The sequence below is a fragment of the Rhizobium sp. BK181 genome (assembly GCF_014193305.1).
GTDB lineage: Bacteria > Pseudomonadota > Alphaproteobacteria > Rhizobiales > Rhizobiaceae > Rhizobium.
Genome location: NZ_JACHZA010000003.1, coordinates 96,321 through 112,777 on the forward strand (window position 1 = coordinate 96,321; position 16,457 = coordinate 112,777).

Genomic DNA, 16,457 nt, shown 5'->3' on the forward strand with positions numbered 1-16,457 from the left:
GCTTTCCGATTTGCAAACGCAGTTGCGGCCAAAAGGGTTCCCTTTTGGCCGCAACGAATCGCCGGATGATTAGCGTGGAAGAATGCTGTTATCCGACCGGATATCCCTCACCGGGATCGGTGACTTCGCGTCCGTTGATGGTCACATCGTAGCCCCTTGGTTGGGACGATTTTGAGACCGAAATGAGATATTTAGCACCTAAATGTTCGATCTCCGCCGAGAAGCCGTCCCAAGTGCTCGGCAAGGCCGGACGCACATACAAGCGGCCGTCCTTTATCCGGATACCGAGGATCCCCTCGGTCACCGCCCGGTAGAGCCAGCCTGCGGAGCCGGTATACCATGTCCAGCCGCCGCGTCCTGTGAGGGAGCCTTCGCCGTAGACGTCAGCGGCAATGATGTAAGGTTCAACGCGGTAGCGTTCCGCCGAGGCCGGATCCCGCGCATGGCTGATCGGATTGAGGAGTTCAAAGCAACGCAAGGCCTCATCGCCGCGGCCAAGCTCGGCCAGAGCCATCACCACCCAGGTCGCGGCATGGGTGTATTGGCCGCCGTTTTCACGAACACCTGGCGGATAGGCTTTGATGTAGCCGGGGTCCTTAGCCGAGTTAGCAAAGGGCGGGGTGAAGAGCCGGATGATCCGCGCTTCAGGATCGACCAGCTTGTCCAGCACTGAGTTCATTGCCTTTGCTGCGTGCGCCGGATCTCCCTCCCCGGAGAGCACGCTCCAGGATTGGGCAATCGAATCGATCTGGCACTCCAGGCTCTCCTTTGAGCCAAGGAGGCTGCCGTCGTCAAAGGTACCACGCCGGTAATAGCTGCCATCCCAGGCAACGGTTTCAAGCGCAGCCTTGAGCTCGGTGAGGTGCTTTGTCCACCGCTCGACACGTGCCGTGTCGCCGCGCTCTTGGGCATAGGCAGTGAAGGAGCGCAGCGCGCCGGCCAGGAACCAGCCGAGCCAGACACTCGTACCCTGTCCGCCGATGCCGACGCGGTTCATGCCGTCGTTCCAGTCCCCGCCGAGGAACAGCGGCAGACCGTTCTTGCCCTTCCGGGCGATGGCAAGATCAAGCGCGATGGCGGCATGTTCGTAAACGCTGACGGTGTCGTCGGACACCTCAGGCAAATAGAACGAGTCATGCTGGCCCTCGAGAAGTGCCGGACCTTCCAGGAAGGCGAGCTGTTCGTCGAGGACGCTCTTGTCGCCCGTAACGCTGCAGTAGTGGTGAATCGCATAGGCGAGCCAGACAACGTCGTCCGAAATGAGCGTTCGGACGCCTGCGCCGGTACCGGGCAGCCACCAGTGCTGCACATCTCCCTCGCGGAATTGTCGCGAGGCGGCGTTCAGGATCTGCTTCCGGGCGATCGACGGCTCGTGCACAATGAAAGCCAGCGTATCCTGGAGCTGATCGCGGAAACCAAAGGCACCGCTGGCCTGATAGAAGGCCGTGCGCGCCATGATGCGGCAACCGAGGCTCTGGTAAGGTAACCAGGTGTTGATCAGATTGTTCATGCTCTGATCAGGCGTGGAAACCTGCAGCTTTCCAGTGAAATGCTGCCAGAAGCCGCGATTTGCCTGGACTACGTCGTCGAAGGCGACCTTGCGGATATCGTTGATTACCGCGCTCGCCTCGGCCCTCGTCTTGGTTTCGCCGAGGAAGAAGCAGACATCCCGCTCCTCGCCCGGCGCGATCTCGATATCGATCGCTAGCACCGCTGCCGGATCGCCGTCGAGCTCGGTTGCGCCGGAAAGGAGGGCGGCAGAGCTCACAGCGTGCGGTGCCTGGATCGTGCCTGTCTTGCCGATGAATTCCCGACGGCTGGCGGTAAAGCTCGACGGCTTTTCGCTCGCCACAAAGAAGGCGGTGCGACCGGAGTAGTCGATGCTGTAGTTGTTGCTGGCAAACAGTGCACCCGTCTCCGCGTCGTGCTCCGAGAGGATGAATGGCGCCGACTTTTGTGCATTGTTGCCGAGAATCCACTCGACATAGCCGTAGAGCCGCAGCTTCCTCGGCTTGGTGCCAGTGTTGCGTAGCCGGATTCTCTGAAGCTTGACCGGTTTTTCCCGATCGACAGTTTGCGTGACCTCAAGCGCGATTTCATTCTGGACGCTGGAGAATACGGAATAGCCCAGGCCATGCCGTGCTTCGAAGCGAATATCCTGCCGTTCCGAGAGGCTCGCAAACGGTGTCAAAACCGCTCCACTTTCGCGATCGACAACGTAGATCGCCTCACCCGGCCGGTTTATAACCGCGTCATTCGACCACGACGTCAGCTGATAATCGCGCGAGTTTACACTCCACGTGAACCCTGCGCCTTCTGCAGATACATGGAAGCCGAATTTTTCATTCGAGATCACATTGATCCAAGGCTGAGGCGTCGCGTGGCCACCGGGAAGACGCACGACATACTCGCGACCATCGACAGCGAAGCCGCCGATGCCGTTCCAGAAATTGAGATCGCCTTCCTCCTCGATCACGACCTTTGACGGACGTGGGGCGGGCGTCGGGGCAGCCCGCTTGACGGGCGCCTTCGCCCGATCGGCACGCTCAAGCTCCTGCTGTTCTTCCTTGGACGGAGCAAACAACGCGACGGCACGGTTGATCTGGTCAAGAATCTTGCCGTTCTTGGCGTGGAAGGTGACACGCGAGGCGGAGATGAGGGCGTGATAGGTCGCTTCTTCCATCAAGTCCTTGCGGACCGTGAAGATATGCTGACGCAAACCATCGGCCTGGCCCATGCGGCGGACGTTTTCGGCCATCTGGTCGACGGCATGCTGCATGTCCTGCGCATAAGACGATGCACGTTCGTTCATGATGACCAGATCGGCAGTGACGCCGCGCGAGCGTAGGTATTCTTGCGCAAGCAGGGCTTCCCTGACGACGTCGAGGTCCATGTCATCGGTGACGCGCAGCGTGAAGATCGGGAAGTCGCCCGAAATCGCGAGTGGCCAAAGCGATGACTGCGATTGCATGCCGGCTGCGACTGCGGCGGCATCGGCGCGCAGGTGCATGTCCGGATATACAAGGTGACGGCCAAGATGCTGAAAGGCCGCGGCCTGCTGCGACGTCACGCCGACATGGCGCATCTGCACCTGCGTGCGGGTCCATGCCTGGACGAGTTCGTGGTTGAAGGCGTCAGCATGCCGATAGCGATTGACCGCCTGGTCAACCTCGTTACGGCTCGGGGCAGCAATGGTCCAGAAGATGACACTGACCTTCTTGCCGGGGGGGACGCGAACCGTACGGCGAAGCGAGAGAACCGGATCAAGGGTAAAGCCGTCTGTGCCGGAAAGCGTCGCACCCGGGTCGAAGGCGGCAGCATTCGCGAGGCTGCGACCGCGGCCGAGGAACTTGCGGCGGTCCGTTTCGAACTCAGTCTCGCGCGTGGAGCCGGAGGTGTCGACGATAAGGTGAGCAACGGCCATGTTCGGCTCGTTCGGATCGCGCTTGTTGCGCTCGACGCGGATAACGTCACCGCGCTTTCCGACCTCCGTCTTGACGAACATGCGCGCGAATGCCGGATGGGCGTTGTCGACGTCGTCCGTCGCGAGAACGGGCTCGAGATAGGAGGTCACTTCGATAAATCGATCCTCCGTCCCGGAATTGACAAGGGTCAGGCGCCGCGCTTCGGCGTCATGCTCGGTGGCGACAATGCATTCGACTTCGCTCGTGATGTCGCCGACCGTCTTGGTGAACTCCGCCTTTTCGTCGGCGAAGAGAACCTTGACCTCTTCGCCTTCGACACTCTTCGGCTCCGTGGTTGCCGACCACCATTCGTTGGTCGCCGTATCGCGAAGGAAGAGGAAGGTGCCCCAGCGATCCTCGGTCGGGTCAGCTTTCCAACGGGCGACCGATTGGCCGTTCCACCGCGAATAGCCGGCGCCTGTCGCGGTCAGCATCAACGAGTAGTGGCCGTTCGAGAGGAAGACCAGCTCGCGATCACGCGACGCGGGATCATAGATTTTGCGTAGTTCAGGGCGCAACAGATCGTCCTGAATGCTAGCGGGGGTGTCGGATTCGTGTTTGCCGCTCATGACCGGAATATCCCGCGGTGCCTTCTCTTGGAGAAGGAGCTCGGCAGCTTCGATCACTGGATCCGAGTGGAAGAGTTCGCGCAGGTGACCATTGAAGGCGACGTTCGCGACTGCAGCGATCGACATGCCATGGTGGTGAGCATAGTAGTTATAGACGACCGCGCAAGTCTTGCCTTCCGGCACGCGGGTCGGCGTAAAGTCGACGGCGTCGTGGTAGCCGAACTTGCCGAGCGCGCCGAGCTTGCGCAGGCGCTGCAGGTTTTCAAGCGCAGCGTCAGGGTCGTACTGGCTGGCAAGGATCGAAGCATACGGCGCGATGACCGCGTTGTGGCCGAGGCCCCGCTTCAGACCCAACGATGGGACGCCGAAGTTCGTGTACTGGTAGTTGAGGTTATGGTCGCGCGCATTGAAGGCCGCTTCCGAAATACCCCACGGGATGCCGAGCTTGCGGGCATGATTCATCTGCTCGACAACAACGAGATTATTGGTCTGGTTGAGGATGCCTCCGCCGCGCTCCTGCATGACGAGCGGCGGCATGAGATATTCGAACATCGAACCGGACCAGGAGACAAGCGCGCCGCGCGAGCCAACCGGAACGACCTGGCGGCCGAGACGGTACCAATGCTCCGTGGGCAGATCGCCCTTCGCGATGCCGAACAAGCTGGTGAGGCGGCATTCCGACGCCAGCAGGTCGTAGCAAGCCTGATCCAGCTCGGCGCTTTCGACGCGATAGCCGATCGAAAGCAGGCGACGCTCAGGTCTGAACAAGAAACCGAAGTCCATGGAGAAGGCGAGGTCGCGTGCCTTGTCGCGCAGCGCAATCAGGCGAGGACGTAGCGCGTCGATGTTGGACAGATCGAAGGTGCTGTCGGAGATATGGGCTTCGCAGACCTTAACCAGCGATTCCGCCCAGCGCGTGACTTCCGCGCTCAACGGGGACTTCACCTCATGGTCGAGGTTAGCGGCAAGTTTCTGAATGTCGCGCGCCAGGACGGCGAGGTTGATGATGCGGATCGATGCGAATTCATGTTCGCGTTTGACCGCGGCTAGCGCATTCTGGAAGCCGATGATGCGTTCCTCGAGGCGGCGGCGCAGCGGACGAACTGTCTTGCGATCATCCGGCAGCTCCGACAGCCCCTCGGCAAGAATACCCGCCGTATCGCCGACGCCGTCGAGGTTGCCCTGCATGTGGGCCGACGGCGCTTCTGCCCAGTCACGGCAGGCGGACGAAATCGCGATCAAGTGGCCGGCAAGGTTGCCGCTATCCACCGCTGAAACGTAACGCGGTCCGAGCGTCTGGAGCGTATCGGTGTGATACCAGTTGAAGAGATGGCCGCGGAATTTTTCCATCTTGTCGATCGTTGCGATGGTCTGCTCAAGCCGTTCGATCGTTTCTTCGAAGGAGAACCATCCGAATTGGCGGCCGGATACAACAGACAGCAGGTAGACGCCGATGTTCGTCGGAGACGTGCGTGTGGCCACAATCACATGCGGCGTTTCCTGGACGTTGTCCGGGGGCAAATAATTCTGCTCGGCGGTCGTAAACGTCTCGAAATACCGCCAGGTGCGGCGGGCGATCTTGCGAAGCTCGGTGGAGACAGATTCGGCAACTTCAAGCCGGTCTTCGGTCTCGGCCGACTGGCTGACATAGTAGGCGACCAACGGCGAGAGGATCCACAGGCAAGCGAAAGGGACGCCGACGAGATATGCATTGTCACCGGAGAGCGCCGCGAAGCCGAGCGCAAACAAGGCCAATACTGGTGCGTGCCACATGGCCCGGTAGTAAGACAGGATCGTTCCCTGCTTGCCCGCCTGGACGCTCGCCGCCGTGCGCCACTGCAGCATCAGCCTGTGGCTGAAAAACAGGCGATAGAGCGAGCGGCCGATCGCGTCGGCCATCATGCATGCGGAATCGGCGATGAAGATGATCCGCAAGGCGACTTGGGCATTGGCCGCACGAATGTCGGACCAAACGGTATAAAGGTGAGCGCTTGCGACCACATCGCTGCTGCGCGGAATGATGCCGTGAATGAGCGACAGGGTCGGGGCGACAAAGAGGCAGAAAATCAAGAGAATCTGCCACACGAGCGCGCCAAGCGGGCTCATGAAATACCAACCGAGCACGGAGGCGAAAAACCAGGCGATCGGCGTCAGCGAGCGGCGTAAATTGTCGAACATCTTCCAACGGCCGAGCCCGGTCACACCGTGCTTGGGGTTGAACATATACGGCAGCAGCTGCCAGTCGCCACGCGCCCAGCGATGCTGACGCGAGGTTTCGACTTCATAGCGGATCGGGAAATCTTCAACCAGTTCCAGGTCGGTGACGAGCGCGCAGCGCGCCATCGAGCCTTCGAGGAGGTCGTGGCTGAGTACCGAGTTTTCGTCAATTCGCCCTTTCAGAGATGCCTCGAAGGCATCCACCTGGTAGAGCCCCTTGCCGGTGAAGGTGCCCTCGCCCGCCAGGTCCTGATAGACGTCGGACACGGTGAAGACGTAGGGATCAAGGCCGCGGTTGATCGAGAAGACGCGTTGGAAGACCGACGCGTCCTTGCCTGTCGTCAGCGACGGGGTGACACGTGGCTGCAGCACGCCATAGCCGCTTTCGACCCGCCCTGTAGCCTGATTGATGACGGGACGGTTGATCGGATGGTAGAGCTTGCCGGCGAGCTTCGTGACCGTGTCACGCATAAGGCGCGTGTCGGCATCGAGCGTCATCACGTACTGAATGTTTGCCGGCACGACATTGGCGCCCGGAAGGTAGGTCGTATCGCGATCACCGCGAAGCAGAAGGTTCAGTTCGTGCAGCTTGCCACGTTTGCGTTCCCAGCCCATCCAAGCGCCCTCGGACGGATTGTAGAGCCTGCGGCGATGCAAGAGGTAAAAGCGCGTCTTGCCATCAAAGGCATAGCGCGCTGAGAGGTTCGCGACCTCGCGACGGGCATAGTCCAGAACTTCGAGGTCCGCCGGCGTTTCCTCGACCTGGCTGTCCGGCCAGTCGCTGAGCAGCGCGAAGTAGATCTCGCCGCGGGGGTTGGCGAGGTAGTGTACCTCGAGATTGCGGACCAGCTCGTCAACACTGTCACGGTTCGAGATCAAGCACGGAACGACCAGAAGCGTACGGGCCTCCTCGGGGATGCCCTCCTTGAATTCGTAACCGACCAGTCGAGCCGGCGTCACGAAAAACGACAGCACGGTGTTGAAGAGGCCGGTCGCACCTTCGGAGGCCGGAAGCGAGAACATGATCAGCAGGATCGCGATCTCAAGCGGACCCATCCCCGCATTGGCCATGAACCTCCCGACGATCGCCATCGCGATGATGGTCAGAAGGATCACGGGAACGGCGATCGAGAGCCAGTTAAACCGACGAACAGTTCGAACAAAATGCTGCGTCAGAGTCGGGCGATAGTTTGACCGCGCTTCCAGCTTGGGTCTTTGGACGCCGGTCAGGAAACCGCCGACATTTGGTTCACGCTGCTGCGGTTCGTCGGAGGCCTTGGCCTCCTCGGTCATATCGAGCGCCAGCTGGGCGATCTCCATTTCCGACAGCGGCGAGCGCTTGGCAAGCTTTTCGATCTGCTTGCGGTATTTGTTGCGAGAGCCTGAATCGAGATCGCCATAATCGGAATGATCCCAAAGCAGCTTGTCGACGTGGCTGACCTGCTCCACCCAGACGGACCATTCGGTGTCGTCGATCTCGCGAAGACTGCGAATGATGTTGCCCATCGTGACGTTGCCGGAAGACAGGCGGCTGTGCTCCGCCATTGTCGTTTCTTCGGTATCGCGCCCGAGTGCCTCAAGGCGTTCGTCGAGCCAGGCGATCGCCACGCTGGACGCCTGAGAGCCGTCACGCATGCGGTAGAGGAACTGCGTCGCGAAGGTGTTGTCTTCCGCAAGCGATTCCAGCGACCTGAGATATTCGGCAGCCTTCGTCGGGTCCGTCAGCCGCACGAGCTCATCCGCAGCCTCATTGGCGCGTCGGCGCATCCGGCGGCTGCGTTCGACGCGGATAGAGATGCGGCGCAGGTTCTCCACGAGAACGTAGCGGACCAGTGACGGCAGCGCCCAAAGCTCACCGATCTTCAGTGTCTCGCTCTGCTGAAATCCATCGACGAGGGCTGTGAGGCTTTCCTGCGAGATTGTGCTGTGGGTGTGGGCCACATAGAGCCATGCAAGTGCGAGCGTGCGCGGCACTTGTGCGCCGTTGACGTCAAGCGTCGGCAGCTCTCGGTAGAAGCGCCGCGGGAAGTCGCGACGCACTTCCTGGATCGCTTCCTCGACAATGTAGTGGTTATCGAGCAGCCACTCCGCCGCCGGAGTGATGGTTTCACCGGATTCCACGTCTGTTGCCGTGGTGCGGTAGACCCGCAGGATCTCCTTTTCGTTCTCCTTGTGCCGCGCGAAAAAATCGAAGGGCGCAAAAGCCGGCAGCGAGTCTATGCCGCGGGCAGCGACAGAGGCGCCTATGGCCTTGATATCTTCGATGGAAAGGTAAGTTGAGCGGATCGAGTCGTTATGATCGATCTGCTTCGTTTCGGACTCGCGGGACGGGTTCGGAGACGTGGCGGAAATGTTCATGGGTTCGGTTCTGGATCCAAACAAAATTATGATGATTTTGCGTTGCCTTTTGCACTGCCGAATATGACTGCCGCATGAACAGCACCGGGGTTTCTAGATCCCGGACAGCAAGATCGGAACGGTAATCAACCAACGATGCGAAACGGTTTAAACGCGGACCTGTGTGGGCGACGCGCGACACGGCTCCGTTGTGCCCTCCACCCTTTTGGAGCCATTCCGGGAAAGTTGGACACCATTGCGATAATTCAAGTCAAGATGTTTCAAAGGAGGCATTTCGGCCGCACGTGGGATCGCACCTACCGACAAAAGGAAACCGGCGCTTGGGCAAGCGCCGGCTTTCACTTTGTAGATAGGTTTTCGTCAGGTGCGTCGCATGAGGCGCATGACCACAGACACGACGAACAGAATCAGGAACAGGAAGAAAAGAACCTGAGCGATCGAGGCGGAAGCGCCGGCAATGCCGCCAAAGCCCAATACGCCGGCGATCAGCGCCACAACGAGAAATACGAGTGCATAATAAAGCATGGCGATCTCCTTGTCTTAGCTGATGGAATTAACGGGAGGTCGCTCTATTGGTTCCGTCAAAGCTACAAGACCGCCCCAGCCAAAAGGAAAGGCGCGCCCGTGACGCGCCTTGCCATAACCGCTAATCGATCGCAATTTTAGAATGCGTGGAAGAGGTAGAGCAGAATAATTACCGGGATCGGAATGCCGATCAACCAGAGTAAAATGCCTTTCATCGTCATTCTCCCTTTTCACAATGTCTGTGCGGAGAGAATGAGCAGCTAAGCGGATAGTTCCGCAGCGGCACCCTTCAAGTGCCACTACGACATATTCTCTGGCTTAGCCTACGACGCCAAAGACGAGAGCTGCGACGAAAACAAATGCCGCCGTGACAAGCGTTGCGTTAATAGCAAGTTGGATCTTGCTGCGGGTCGTGCCCGGCTTCTTGGTTTGGACGGAACCATACTGATTCACATGAGCATGCGAGATACCCAGGTCTGCCATGTGTTGCCTCCGTTTCTCCGTGTTCTTTTTTGTTAGAGCGTTTTCGTATTTTCTCTATCTGATAGGTAGAGATAAAATTCTGTCCTGCTAGGGGGTGTTAAAAAATCCGCCCCTTTGGGTGGAATTAGACAAGAATCCGCCAGGCCCAGAGCAAGGAGCGGTCATCTTCCACCGCTTGGCGCGGGCTTCCTTTGGGTTCCGGTTTTTCGAGGAGCCGCCGGTCTTTCTCCGCCGGAATCGAGGTCGAAGCTGCAGCTTTTCTATCGGTCTTGGCCGGTGGGTGCAGATATCCCATGGTCATGCCGCCGAGAAAAAACATGCTTGATCTCCATGATCACGAAAATTAACGGGCGTTAACGGGATCATGACAGAAGTAAGGCGGGTGTCAATAGTCTAGTTGAATGGTCGTGTTTTAGCGGATCGTTAAGGCTAGGGCCCGCCGAGCCCTAGCGAAAACAATTCGTTGAAAGGATTGCGTTTCACGCTTTGACGAAACCTTTGCTGGCCACCATCAAATTTCGCGTGTAGTCCTCGGACACGGCCGCCCCTGCCAGCTGTGCGGATGTTAATCGTTCGACGACGGATCCATTGCGCATCACAGCGAGGCGATCGCACATATGGGTAACCACGCCGAGATCATGGCTGACCATAACGAAGGTCAGCTTGCGATCCCGCCGCACCTGTTCGAGGAGGTTCAGAACCTCGGCCTGCACGGAAGCGTCAAGGGCTGAGGTCGGCTCATCAAGCAGGAGGATGGACGGCTCGACGATCAATGCCCGGGCAATCGCAACGCGTTGGCGTTGGCCACCGGAAAGCTGATGCGGGTAACGGAAGCGGAAACCGTTTCCAAGTCCAACCTCATCGAGAGCGCGGGCGATCCGCATGTCGCTGTCGCGGATGCCATGGATAGCCAGCGGCTCGAGCAGGAGGCGATCGATGGTCTGGCGCGGGTGCAGGGATCCGTATGGATCTTGGAAGACCATCTGAACCTGTCTGTAAAAGGTCTTGGATCGCTTGGCGCCGACGAGGGGATCGCCATGGATTTTGATCGAACCGCTTGCCACCGGCGCCAGGCCGGCAACGGCACGAAGCAGCGTCGATTTTCCCGATCCGGACTCGCCGACCAGACCGAATGACTCGCCGGACTCGATATCGACGCTGACGTCTCTCAGCGCGTGGAAGTGATCATAGATAACGCTCAGCTTGCCGACTGAAAGTGCAACGCTCATGCGGCCCACTCCGGCTTGCGATCCAGAACCGGCAACGGATGCCTGCTTTCGCCGATTTGGGGCATGCAGTTCAACAAGCCCTGCGTGTAGGGATGGCGCGCATTCTTGAGCTCGGACGCCTTGAGTTCCTCCACGACCTTGCCGGCATACATGACGATGACGCGGTCGCAGAAGGATGAGACCAGGCGGAGGTCGTGGGATACGAAGATCAGGCCCATGCCGCGTTCCGAGACGAGCCGGTCCATGATCCTGAGAACATCGAGCTGGACCGTGACATCCAATGCGGAGGTCGGTTCGTCGGCGATCAGTAGCTCCGGATCGGCGATCAGCATCATGGCGATCATGGCGCGCTGACCCATACCGCCCGAGACCTCGTGCGGATAGAGGTCGAAGACCCGCTTCGGATCGCGGATCTGCACGGCCTCAAGCATTGCGAGAGCGCGATCGCGCGCCTCCCCCTTGCCGACCTTTTCGTGCGTTCTAAGTGTCTCGCAGATCTGCCGGCCAATCGACATGACAGGGTCGAGCGAATACTTGGGATCCTGCAAGACCATCGCGATGCGCTTGCCGCGCAGTTGCCGGCGCTGTTTGGCCGATGCGCTGAGAAGGTCGATGCCATTGAAATCGAGCTTGTCGGCTGAAACAATGCCGTGCTTTGGGGTCAGGCCCATGATGGCGCGCCCCGTCTGGGACTTGCCTGAGCCGGATTCGCCCACGATCCCGAGGCGTTCCTTGCCAAGCGTGAACGAGACGCCTCGAACGGCTTCGATCACGCCCGTGCGCGTGGGATAGCTGACCTTGAGGTTTTGAACGGTGAGGAGGTCGGTCATTGGCCGCTCTCCTTCGGGTCGAGCGCGTCGCGCAGGCCGTCGCCGAGAAGGTTGAAGCCGAGGCTGACGATGAGGATCGCAAAGCCTGGCATGGCTGCCACCCACCACTGGTCGAGGATGAAGCGCCGGCCAGAGGCGATCATCGCGCCCCATTCAGGAAGCGGCGGCTGCGCGCCGAGGCCGAGGAAGCCGAGACCAGCGGCCGTCAAGATGATGCCAGCCATGTCGAGCGTGACGCGCACGATGAGTGAGGAAAGGCAGAGCGGCATGACATGCCGGACCACAATCCGCAGCGGCGATGCGCCCATCAGCTTGACGGCGGAGATGTAGTCGGAGCGGCGGACGGTCAGCGTTTCCGCGCGCGCAATCCGAGCGTAGGGCGGCCAAGAGGTGATCGCAATCGCGATGATGGCGTTCTGGATCCCAGGTCCGAGTGCCGCAACGAAGGCGAGCGCCAGAACCAGCTTTGGGAAGGCCAGGAAGATATCGGTGATGCGCATCAGCGTCGCATCCACCCAGCCGCCGGCATAACCCGACACCGTCCCGACGATCAGACCGATTGGCGCCGAGATGGCGGCGACGAGAACAACGACGAGCAGCGTTAGGCGGGAGCCGTAGATCAGGCGTGAATAGATATCGCGGCCCTGGTCGTCGGTACCAAGCCAATAACCCTCAGCGCCGGGCGGAAGCAGCCGCGCATTCTTCAGGTCGCCAACGATGGGCGAATGCGTTGCGAGGAGGTTTGCAAAGGCAGCCACGAACAGCAGGGCAATGATGATCAGCAATCCGACGACGGCCAGGCGGTTTGCGGTGAACTGGCGCCATGTCACATAGGCTCGGCCCAATTGCGCCTGTTTGCGCGACTGTGGCCGATCGGAAAGCAGCCACTCGCGGCGGCTCATCGGCGCTGATTGATGTGCGGGAACCGTCATCGGCTTCGCGTCCTAGGGTCGAGTGTCCGATAAAGAAGATCGGACAGAAGATTGATGCCGATGAAAACCGTGCCGATGACGATGGTGCCACCGAGAACAGCGTTCATGTCGGCATTCTGAAGGGAATTGGTGATGTAGAGTCCGATGCCCGGCCATGAGAACACTGTCTCTGTCAATACCGAACCCTCGAGCAGGCCGGCGTAGGAGAGCGCGATGACGGTGACGAGCGGCACTGCGGCGTTGCGCAAGGCATGGCCCCAGATCACCCGTGTTTCGGACAACCCCTTGGCGCGCGCGGCAACCACATATTCCTGGCTGAGTTCATTGAGCATGAAGCTGCGGGTCATGCGGCTGATGTAGGCAAGCGAGAAGTATCCGAGCAGCGAGGCAGGCAGAATGATGTGGCGGAAGACGTCATAGAAAACGTCCCACTGCCCCTGCATGGCGCTGTCGATTAGATAGAAGCCGGTCACCGGCGTAAAACTGTACTCGAAGACGATATCGATGCGGCCCGGGAAGGCGACCCATCGCAATTGCGCGTAGAAAATCACCAGCGAGATCAGCGCAAGCCAGAAGATCGGGACGGAGTAACCGATCAGGCCAATCACACGGACAACCTGGTCGGCAATGCTGCCGCGCCGAACAGCAGCAAGCACGCCAAGAGGCACGCCGATGACCGATCCGATAATGGTCCCGAGCGTCGCAAGCTCGATCGTCGCGGGAAACACACGCCTGATGTCGACCATGACGGGATTGGTGGTCAGGACGGAGGTCCCGAAGTCGCCCGACAGGATGCTCTTCAGGTAAATATAGAACTGCTGGTAGAGCGGCAGGTCGAAACCGAGCTCGCGACGAACGCGCTCGACAACGTGCGTGGGCGCACGATCACCGAGGATGGCAAGGACGGGATCGATCGGTACGACGCGGCCGATGAAGAAGGTTACAGCCAGGAGGCCAAGATAAGTCGTGACGGCGGCGACAAGAAATCGCCCGACCGCCTTGGCAATGGGAACGGCACGGCCCCGTTTGGGCCGCGCCTCCATCTTTGTTTCAACGATGCTCAACGGATCAATCCTGCCGGATCATTCCTTGCCGATCGGGCCGACATAGTTGGTGTCGAAGCTCGGGCCGAGCTTGAAGTCCTTCAGGCTCTTGCGGGCGCCTGCGACTTCGATCTGCTGGAAGATGATCACGAACGGGCTGTTTGCGAGAAACTTCTTCTGAACGTCCTCGTACATGGCGGCGCGCTTGGCGCCATCACGTTCCAGCAGGGCTGCCTTCGTTTCCTTGTCGAGTTCCGGCGCTTCCCAGGTGTTGCGCCAGGCGAGCGTCTTGACGGTACCGGCATCCGAGTTGTCCGGATTGCTGGTGAACGTATCGGCGTTCGAATTCGGGTCGAAATAGTCCGAACCCCACTGACCGATGTACATGTCGTGGGTGCGCGCACGGAACTTCGTCAGGGTCTGCTTGCCGTCGCCGGGGATGATCTCCATCTTGACACCGGCCTGGGCGAGCGACTGCTGCATGGATTCAGCAATACCGGTTACCGGCTGCGTATTGCGGACGTCCATTGTTACCGAGAAGCCGTCCTTCAGGCCGGCCTTTGCAAGCAGTTCCTTGGCCTTGGCGACGTCGAGCTTGTACGGGTTTTCATCGAGCGCGCCGAGCTGGCCCTTGGGCAGGAAGGTCTGGTGGATTTCGCCGATGCCCTTGATGAGCGTCGAGCCGATCGCATCGTAGTCGACGAGATACTTAAAGGCTTCCTGGACTTCAGGCTTCTTCAGGTTCTCGTTCTTGGAATTGAGGCTGACGTAGTAGACAGTGCCCTTCGGCGCGCTGACAGTCGTCAGGTCGGCATTCTTGGAGACTGCGTCGAGGTCACCGGGCTCTAGGTTGCGCGCGATATCGATGTCACCGGCTTCGAGCGCCAGGCGCTGCGCCGAGCTTTCCTTCATGAAGCGATAGATAACGCGGTTGAGTTTCGCCTTGTCGCCATAATAGTTGTCGTTGCGCTCCATCACGACGACTTCATTGGCGCGCCATTCGCGGAGCTTGAAGGCGCCGGAGCCGGCATAGCCGGTCTTCAGCCACTCGTTGCCGAAATCGTTGTCGTATTTGTAGTCGGCGCTCGGCGTCACGGACTTGACGTGATCCATGACCAGCTTCTTGTCGACGACGGATGCCACGGTTGCCGTCAGGCAGTTCAGCACGAAGCTCGGCGCGTAGGGCTTGTCGACGGTGAAGACGAACGTGCTTTCATCCGTTGCCTTCGCCTTCTCGGTGACGTTGTCACCGTTGATGCCGAATTGGGTTATGATGAAGGCCGGGCTCTTGTCGAGTTTGACGGCCCGTTCGAACGACCACGCGACGTCTTCAGCCGTGATCGGGTTGCCGGACGCGAATTTCATGCCGGGCTTCAGCTTGAAGGTATAGGTCAGGCCATCGTCGGAAACCGTCCAGCTCTCAGCAAGGTCACCCTTTACCTTCGACGTGTCGCTCATATCGAGACGGACGAGCAGGCTGTAGGTGTTGCTCGTGACCTCAGCCGTCGACAGCTCGAATGCTTCGCCCGGATCCATGGTGATGATGTCATCGATGGCGAAGCCTTCGACCAGCGTGTCCTTCGGCGTTTCTGCGAAGGCGACCGGCGCGGCTGCCATCATGATCGAGAGCGCTGCCCCCGCAGAGAGTGCGCGGAAAGTGCGGTTGAATTTGCTGACTATCATGGTTTTTGTTCCCCTGTTTTCCATTTCAACACAAAGCAATCGGCAAGCTTAGGCGGCCTCTTCTCCCCACGCCGAAGCCAGAATTCTCAGCCAGTTCCCGCTGGCCAATTTTTCAAGATCTCGGGCACCATAGCCAACGCGCTGGAGGGCAGCAATGAGCTTCTGATTGCCTGCGGCATCCCCTATTTCTTCAGGAATTGTCGCGCCGTCAAAGTCCGAACCGAGCGCCACGCAGTCGATGCCGACGCGCTCGACCAGATAGTCGATATGGCGCACCATATCCCTCAGTGGCGTGTCACCGTCGGAGCGTCCGTCGCTGCGCAGCATCGCAGTCGCGTAGTTTACGCCGACGAGACCGCGGCTTTCTCTAATGGCGTCGAGTTGTTTGTCGGTGAGATTGCGGGCAACCGGTGTCAGTGCATGGGCGTTCGAATGGCTAGCAACGAGCGGCTGATCGGTCGTCTTTGCGACATCCCAAAAGCCTTTCTCGGTGATGTGCGCCAGATCGATCAGGATCCCAAGCCTGTTGCATTCGCGCACGAGGGCAAAGCCCGCTTCGGTCAGGCCGGGGGCCGTGTCCGGCGACATCGGGAAAGCGAAAGGCACACCGTGGCCGAAGATATTGTGGCGGCTCCATACTGGGCCGAGTGATCGCAGGCCGGCGGCATGGAACACTTCGAGCGCTGCCAGGTCGGGGCCTATTGCCTCGCAACCTTCCATGTGCATCACCGCGGCGAAGACGCCGTCGGCCATGGCTTTGCGGATGTCCTTTACCGTGCGGCAAAGACGCCAGGCGCCGGCGCGGTCGAGGCGAAGCGCGATTGCGGCCATCTCCGTCGCGATATTCAGCGACGAAAGCGGTTCGAGCGGCGCGGCAAGGGGAGTCACGTAATGACCGTTCTTGTCGGGATCGGCGAAGACGAGATCGCCGGAAGGAACGTAGATTGCACAAAGGCCACCGGCCAGACCGCCAGCCTTGGCGCGTGGAGCATCGATGTGGCCTAGATCAGTTCCGTTTGAAAATTCAGCGATTGGATCGCCGCCATCCCGTTCATGTGTCCAAAGCCGGAGAAGGACGTCGTTATGGCCGTCGAATACGAATTGCATCTGCGTTCCTGTGTGCC

10 protein-coding genes are annotated in these 16,457 nt (G+C 59.7%); all 10 read right to left on the reverse strand.

All coding sequences use genetic code 11. The features are described from left to right. Window positions 1–88: 88 nt before the first annotated feature. Entirely contained in the window at window positions 89–8,608 is an 8,520-nt protein-coding gene (locus tag FHT77_RS10400) for a GH36-type glycosyl hydrolase domain-containing protein (protein ID WP_183754940.1), read from the reverse strand. Window positions 8,609–8,968: 360 nt separating this feature from the next. Next, window positions 8,969–9,133, reverse strand: a complete 165-nt coding sequence (locus FHT77_RS10405; RefSeq protein WP_016556821.1) for a DUF1328 domain-containing protein — start codon at window positions 9,131–9,133, stop codon at window positions 8,969–8,971. 318 nt (window positions 9,134–9,451) lie between these two features. Further along, a complete protein-coding gene (locus FHT77_RS10410; protein WP_016556820.1) occupies window positions 9,452–9,616 on the reverse strand; it encodes a hypothetical protein in 165 nt (54 codons plus the stop codon). 124 nt (window positions 9,617–9,740) lie between these two features. Then, window positions 9,741–9,935 (reverse strand): hypothetical protein, encoded by a 195-nt coding sequence (locus FHT77_RS10415; protein WP_183754942.1) that lies wholly within the window; start codon window positions 9,933–9,935, stop codon window positions 9,741–9,743. Window positions 9,936–10,095: 160 nt separating this feature from the next. After that, on the reverse strand, window positions 10,096–10,845 hold the full coding sequence (locus FHT77_RS10420; RefSeq protein WP_183754944.1) for an ABC transporter ATP-binding protein: 750 nt from the start codon (window positions 10,843–10,845) through the stop codon (window positions 10,096–10,098). Continuing rightward, window positions 10,842–11,675 carry an ABC transporter ATP-binding protein gene (locus tag FHT77_RS10425; protein WP_183754946.1) on the reverse strand — a complete coding sequence of 278 codons (834 nt, stop codon included), beginning with the start codon at window positions 11,673–11,675 and terminating at the stop codon, window positions 10,842–10,844. The genes FHT77_RS10420 and FHT77_RS10425 overlap by 4 nt, the downstream gene beginning before the upstream one ends. After that, window positions 11,672–12,607, reverse strand: a complete 936-nt coding sequence (locus tag FHT77_RS10430; protein ID WP_183754948.1) for an ABC transporter permease — start codon at window positions 12,605–12,607, stop codon at window positions 11,672–11,674. The genes FHT77_RS10425 and FHT77_RS10430 overlap by 4 nt, the downstream gene beginning before the upstream one ends. Beyond that, window positions 12,604–13,671 (reverse strand): ABC transporter permease, encoded by a 1,068-nt coding sequence (locus FHT77_RS10435; protein WP_183754949.1) that lies wholly within the window; start codon window positions 13,669–13,671, stop codon window positions 12,604–12,606. The genes FHT77_RS10430 and FHT77_RS10435 overlap by 4 nt, the downstream gene beginning before the upstream one ends. A gap of 18 nt (window positions 13,672–13,689) precedes the next feature. After that, window positions 13,690–15,333, reverse strand: a complete 1,644-nt coding sequence (locus tag FHT77_RS10440; protein ID WP_183754951.1) for an ABC transporter substrate-binding protein — start codon at window positions 15,331–15,333, stop codon at window positions 13,690–13,692. A 48-nt stretch (window positions 15,334–15,381) separates the two neighbouring features. Next, window positions 15,382–16,440 carry a dipeptidase gene (locus tag FHT77_RS10445; protein WP_183754953.1) on the reverse strand — a complete coding sequence of 353 codons (1,059 nt, stop codon included), beginning with the start codon at window positions 16,438–16,440 and terminating at the stop codon, window positions 15,382–15,384. Window positions 16,441–16,457 lie beyond the last annotated feature (17 nt).

What these genes read in the sequence shown, in the direction of transcription:
- FHT77_RS10425 (WP_183754946.1), bottom strand. Translation starts at nt 11,675, where the DNA reads ATGACCGACCTCCTCACCGTTCAAAACCTCAAGGTCAGCTATCCCACG.
- FHT77_RS10415 (WP_183754942.1), bottom strand. Translation starts at nt 9,935, where the DNA reads ATGTTTTTTCTCGGCGGCATGACCATGGGATATCTGCACCCACCGGCC.
- FHT77_RS10405 (WP_016556821.1), bottom strand. Translation starts at nt 9,133, where the DNA reads ATGCTTTATTATGCACTCGTATTTCTCGTTGTGGCGCTGATCGCCGGC.
- FHT77_RS10440 (WP_183754951.1), bottom strand. Translation starts at nt 15,333, where the DNA reads ATGATAGTCAGCAAATTCAACCGCACTTTCCGCGCACTCTCTGCGGGG.
- FHT77_RS10420 (WP_183754944.1), bottom strand. Translation starts at nt 10,845, where the DNA reads ATGAGCGTTGCACTTTCAGTCGGCAAGCTGAGCGTTATCTATGATCAC.
- FHT77_RS10445 (WP_183754953.1), bottom strand. Translation starts at nt 16,440, where the DNA reads ATGCAATTCGTATTCGACGGCCATAACGACGTCCTTCTCCGGCTTTGG.
- FHT77_RS10400 (WP_183754940.1), bottom strand. Translation starts at nt 8,608, where the DNA reads ATGAACATTTCCGCCACGTCTCCGAACCCGTCCCGCGAGTCCGAAACG.
- FHT77_RS10430 (WP_183754948.1), bottom strand. Translation starts at nt 12,607, where the DNA reads ATGACGGTTCCCGCACATCAATCAGCGCCGATGAGCCGCCGCGAGTGG.
- FHT77_RS10410 (WP_016556820.1), bottom strand. Translation starts at nt 9,616, where the DNA reads ATGGCAGACCTGGGTATCTCGCATGCTCATGTGAATCAGTATGGTTCC.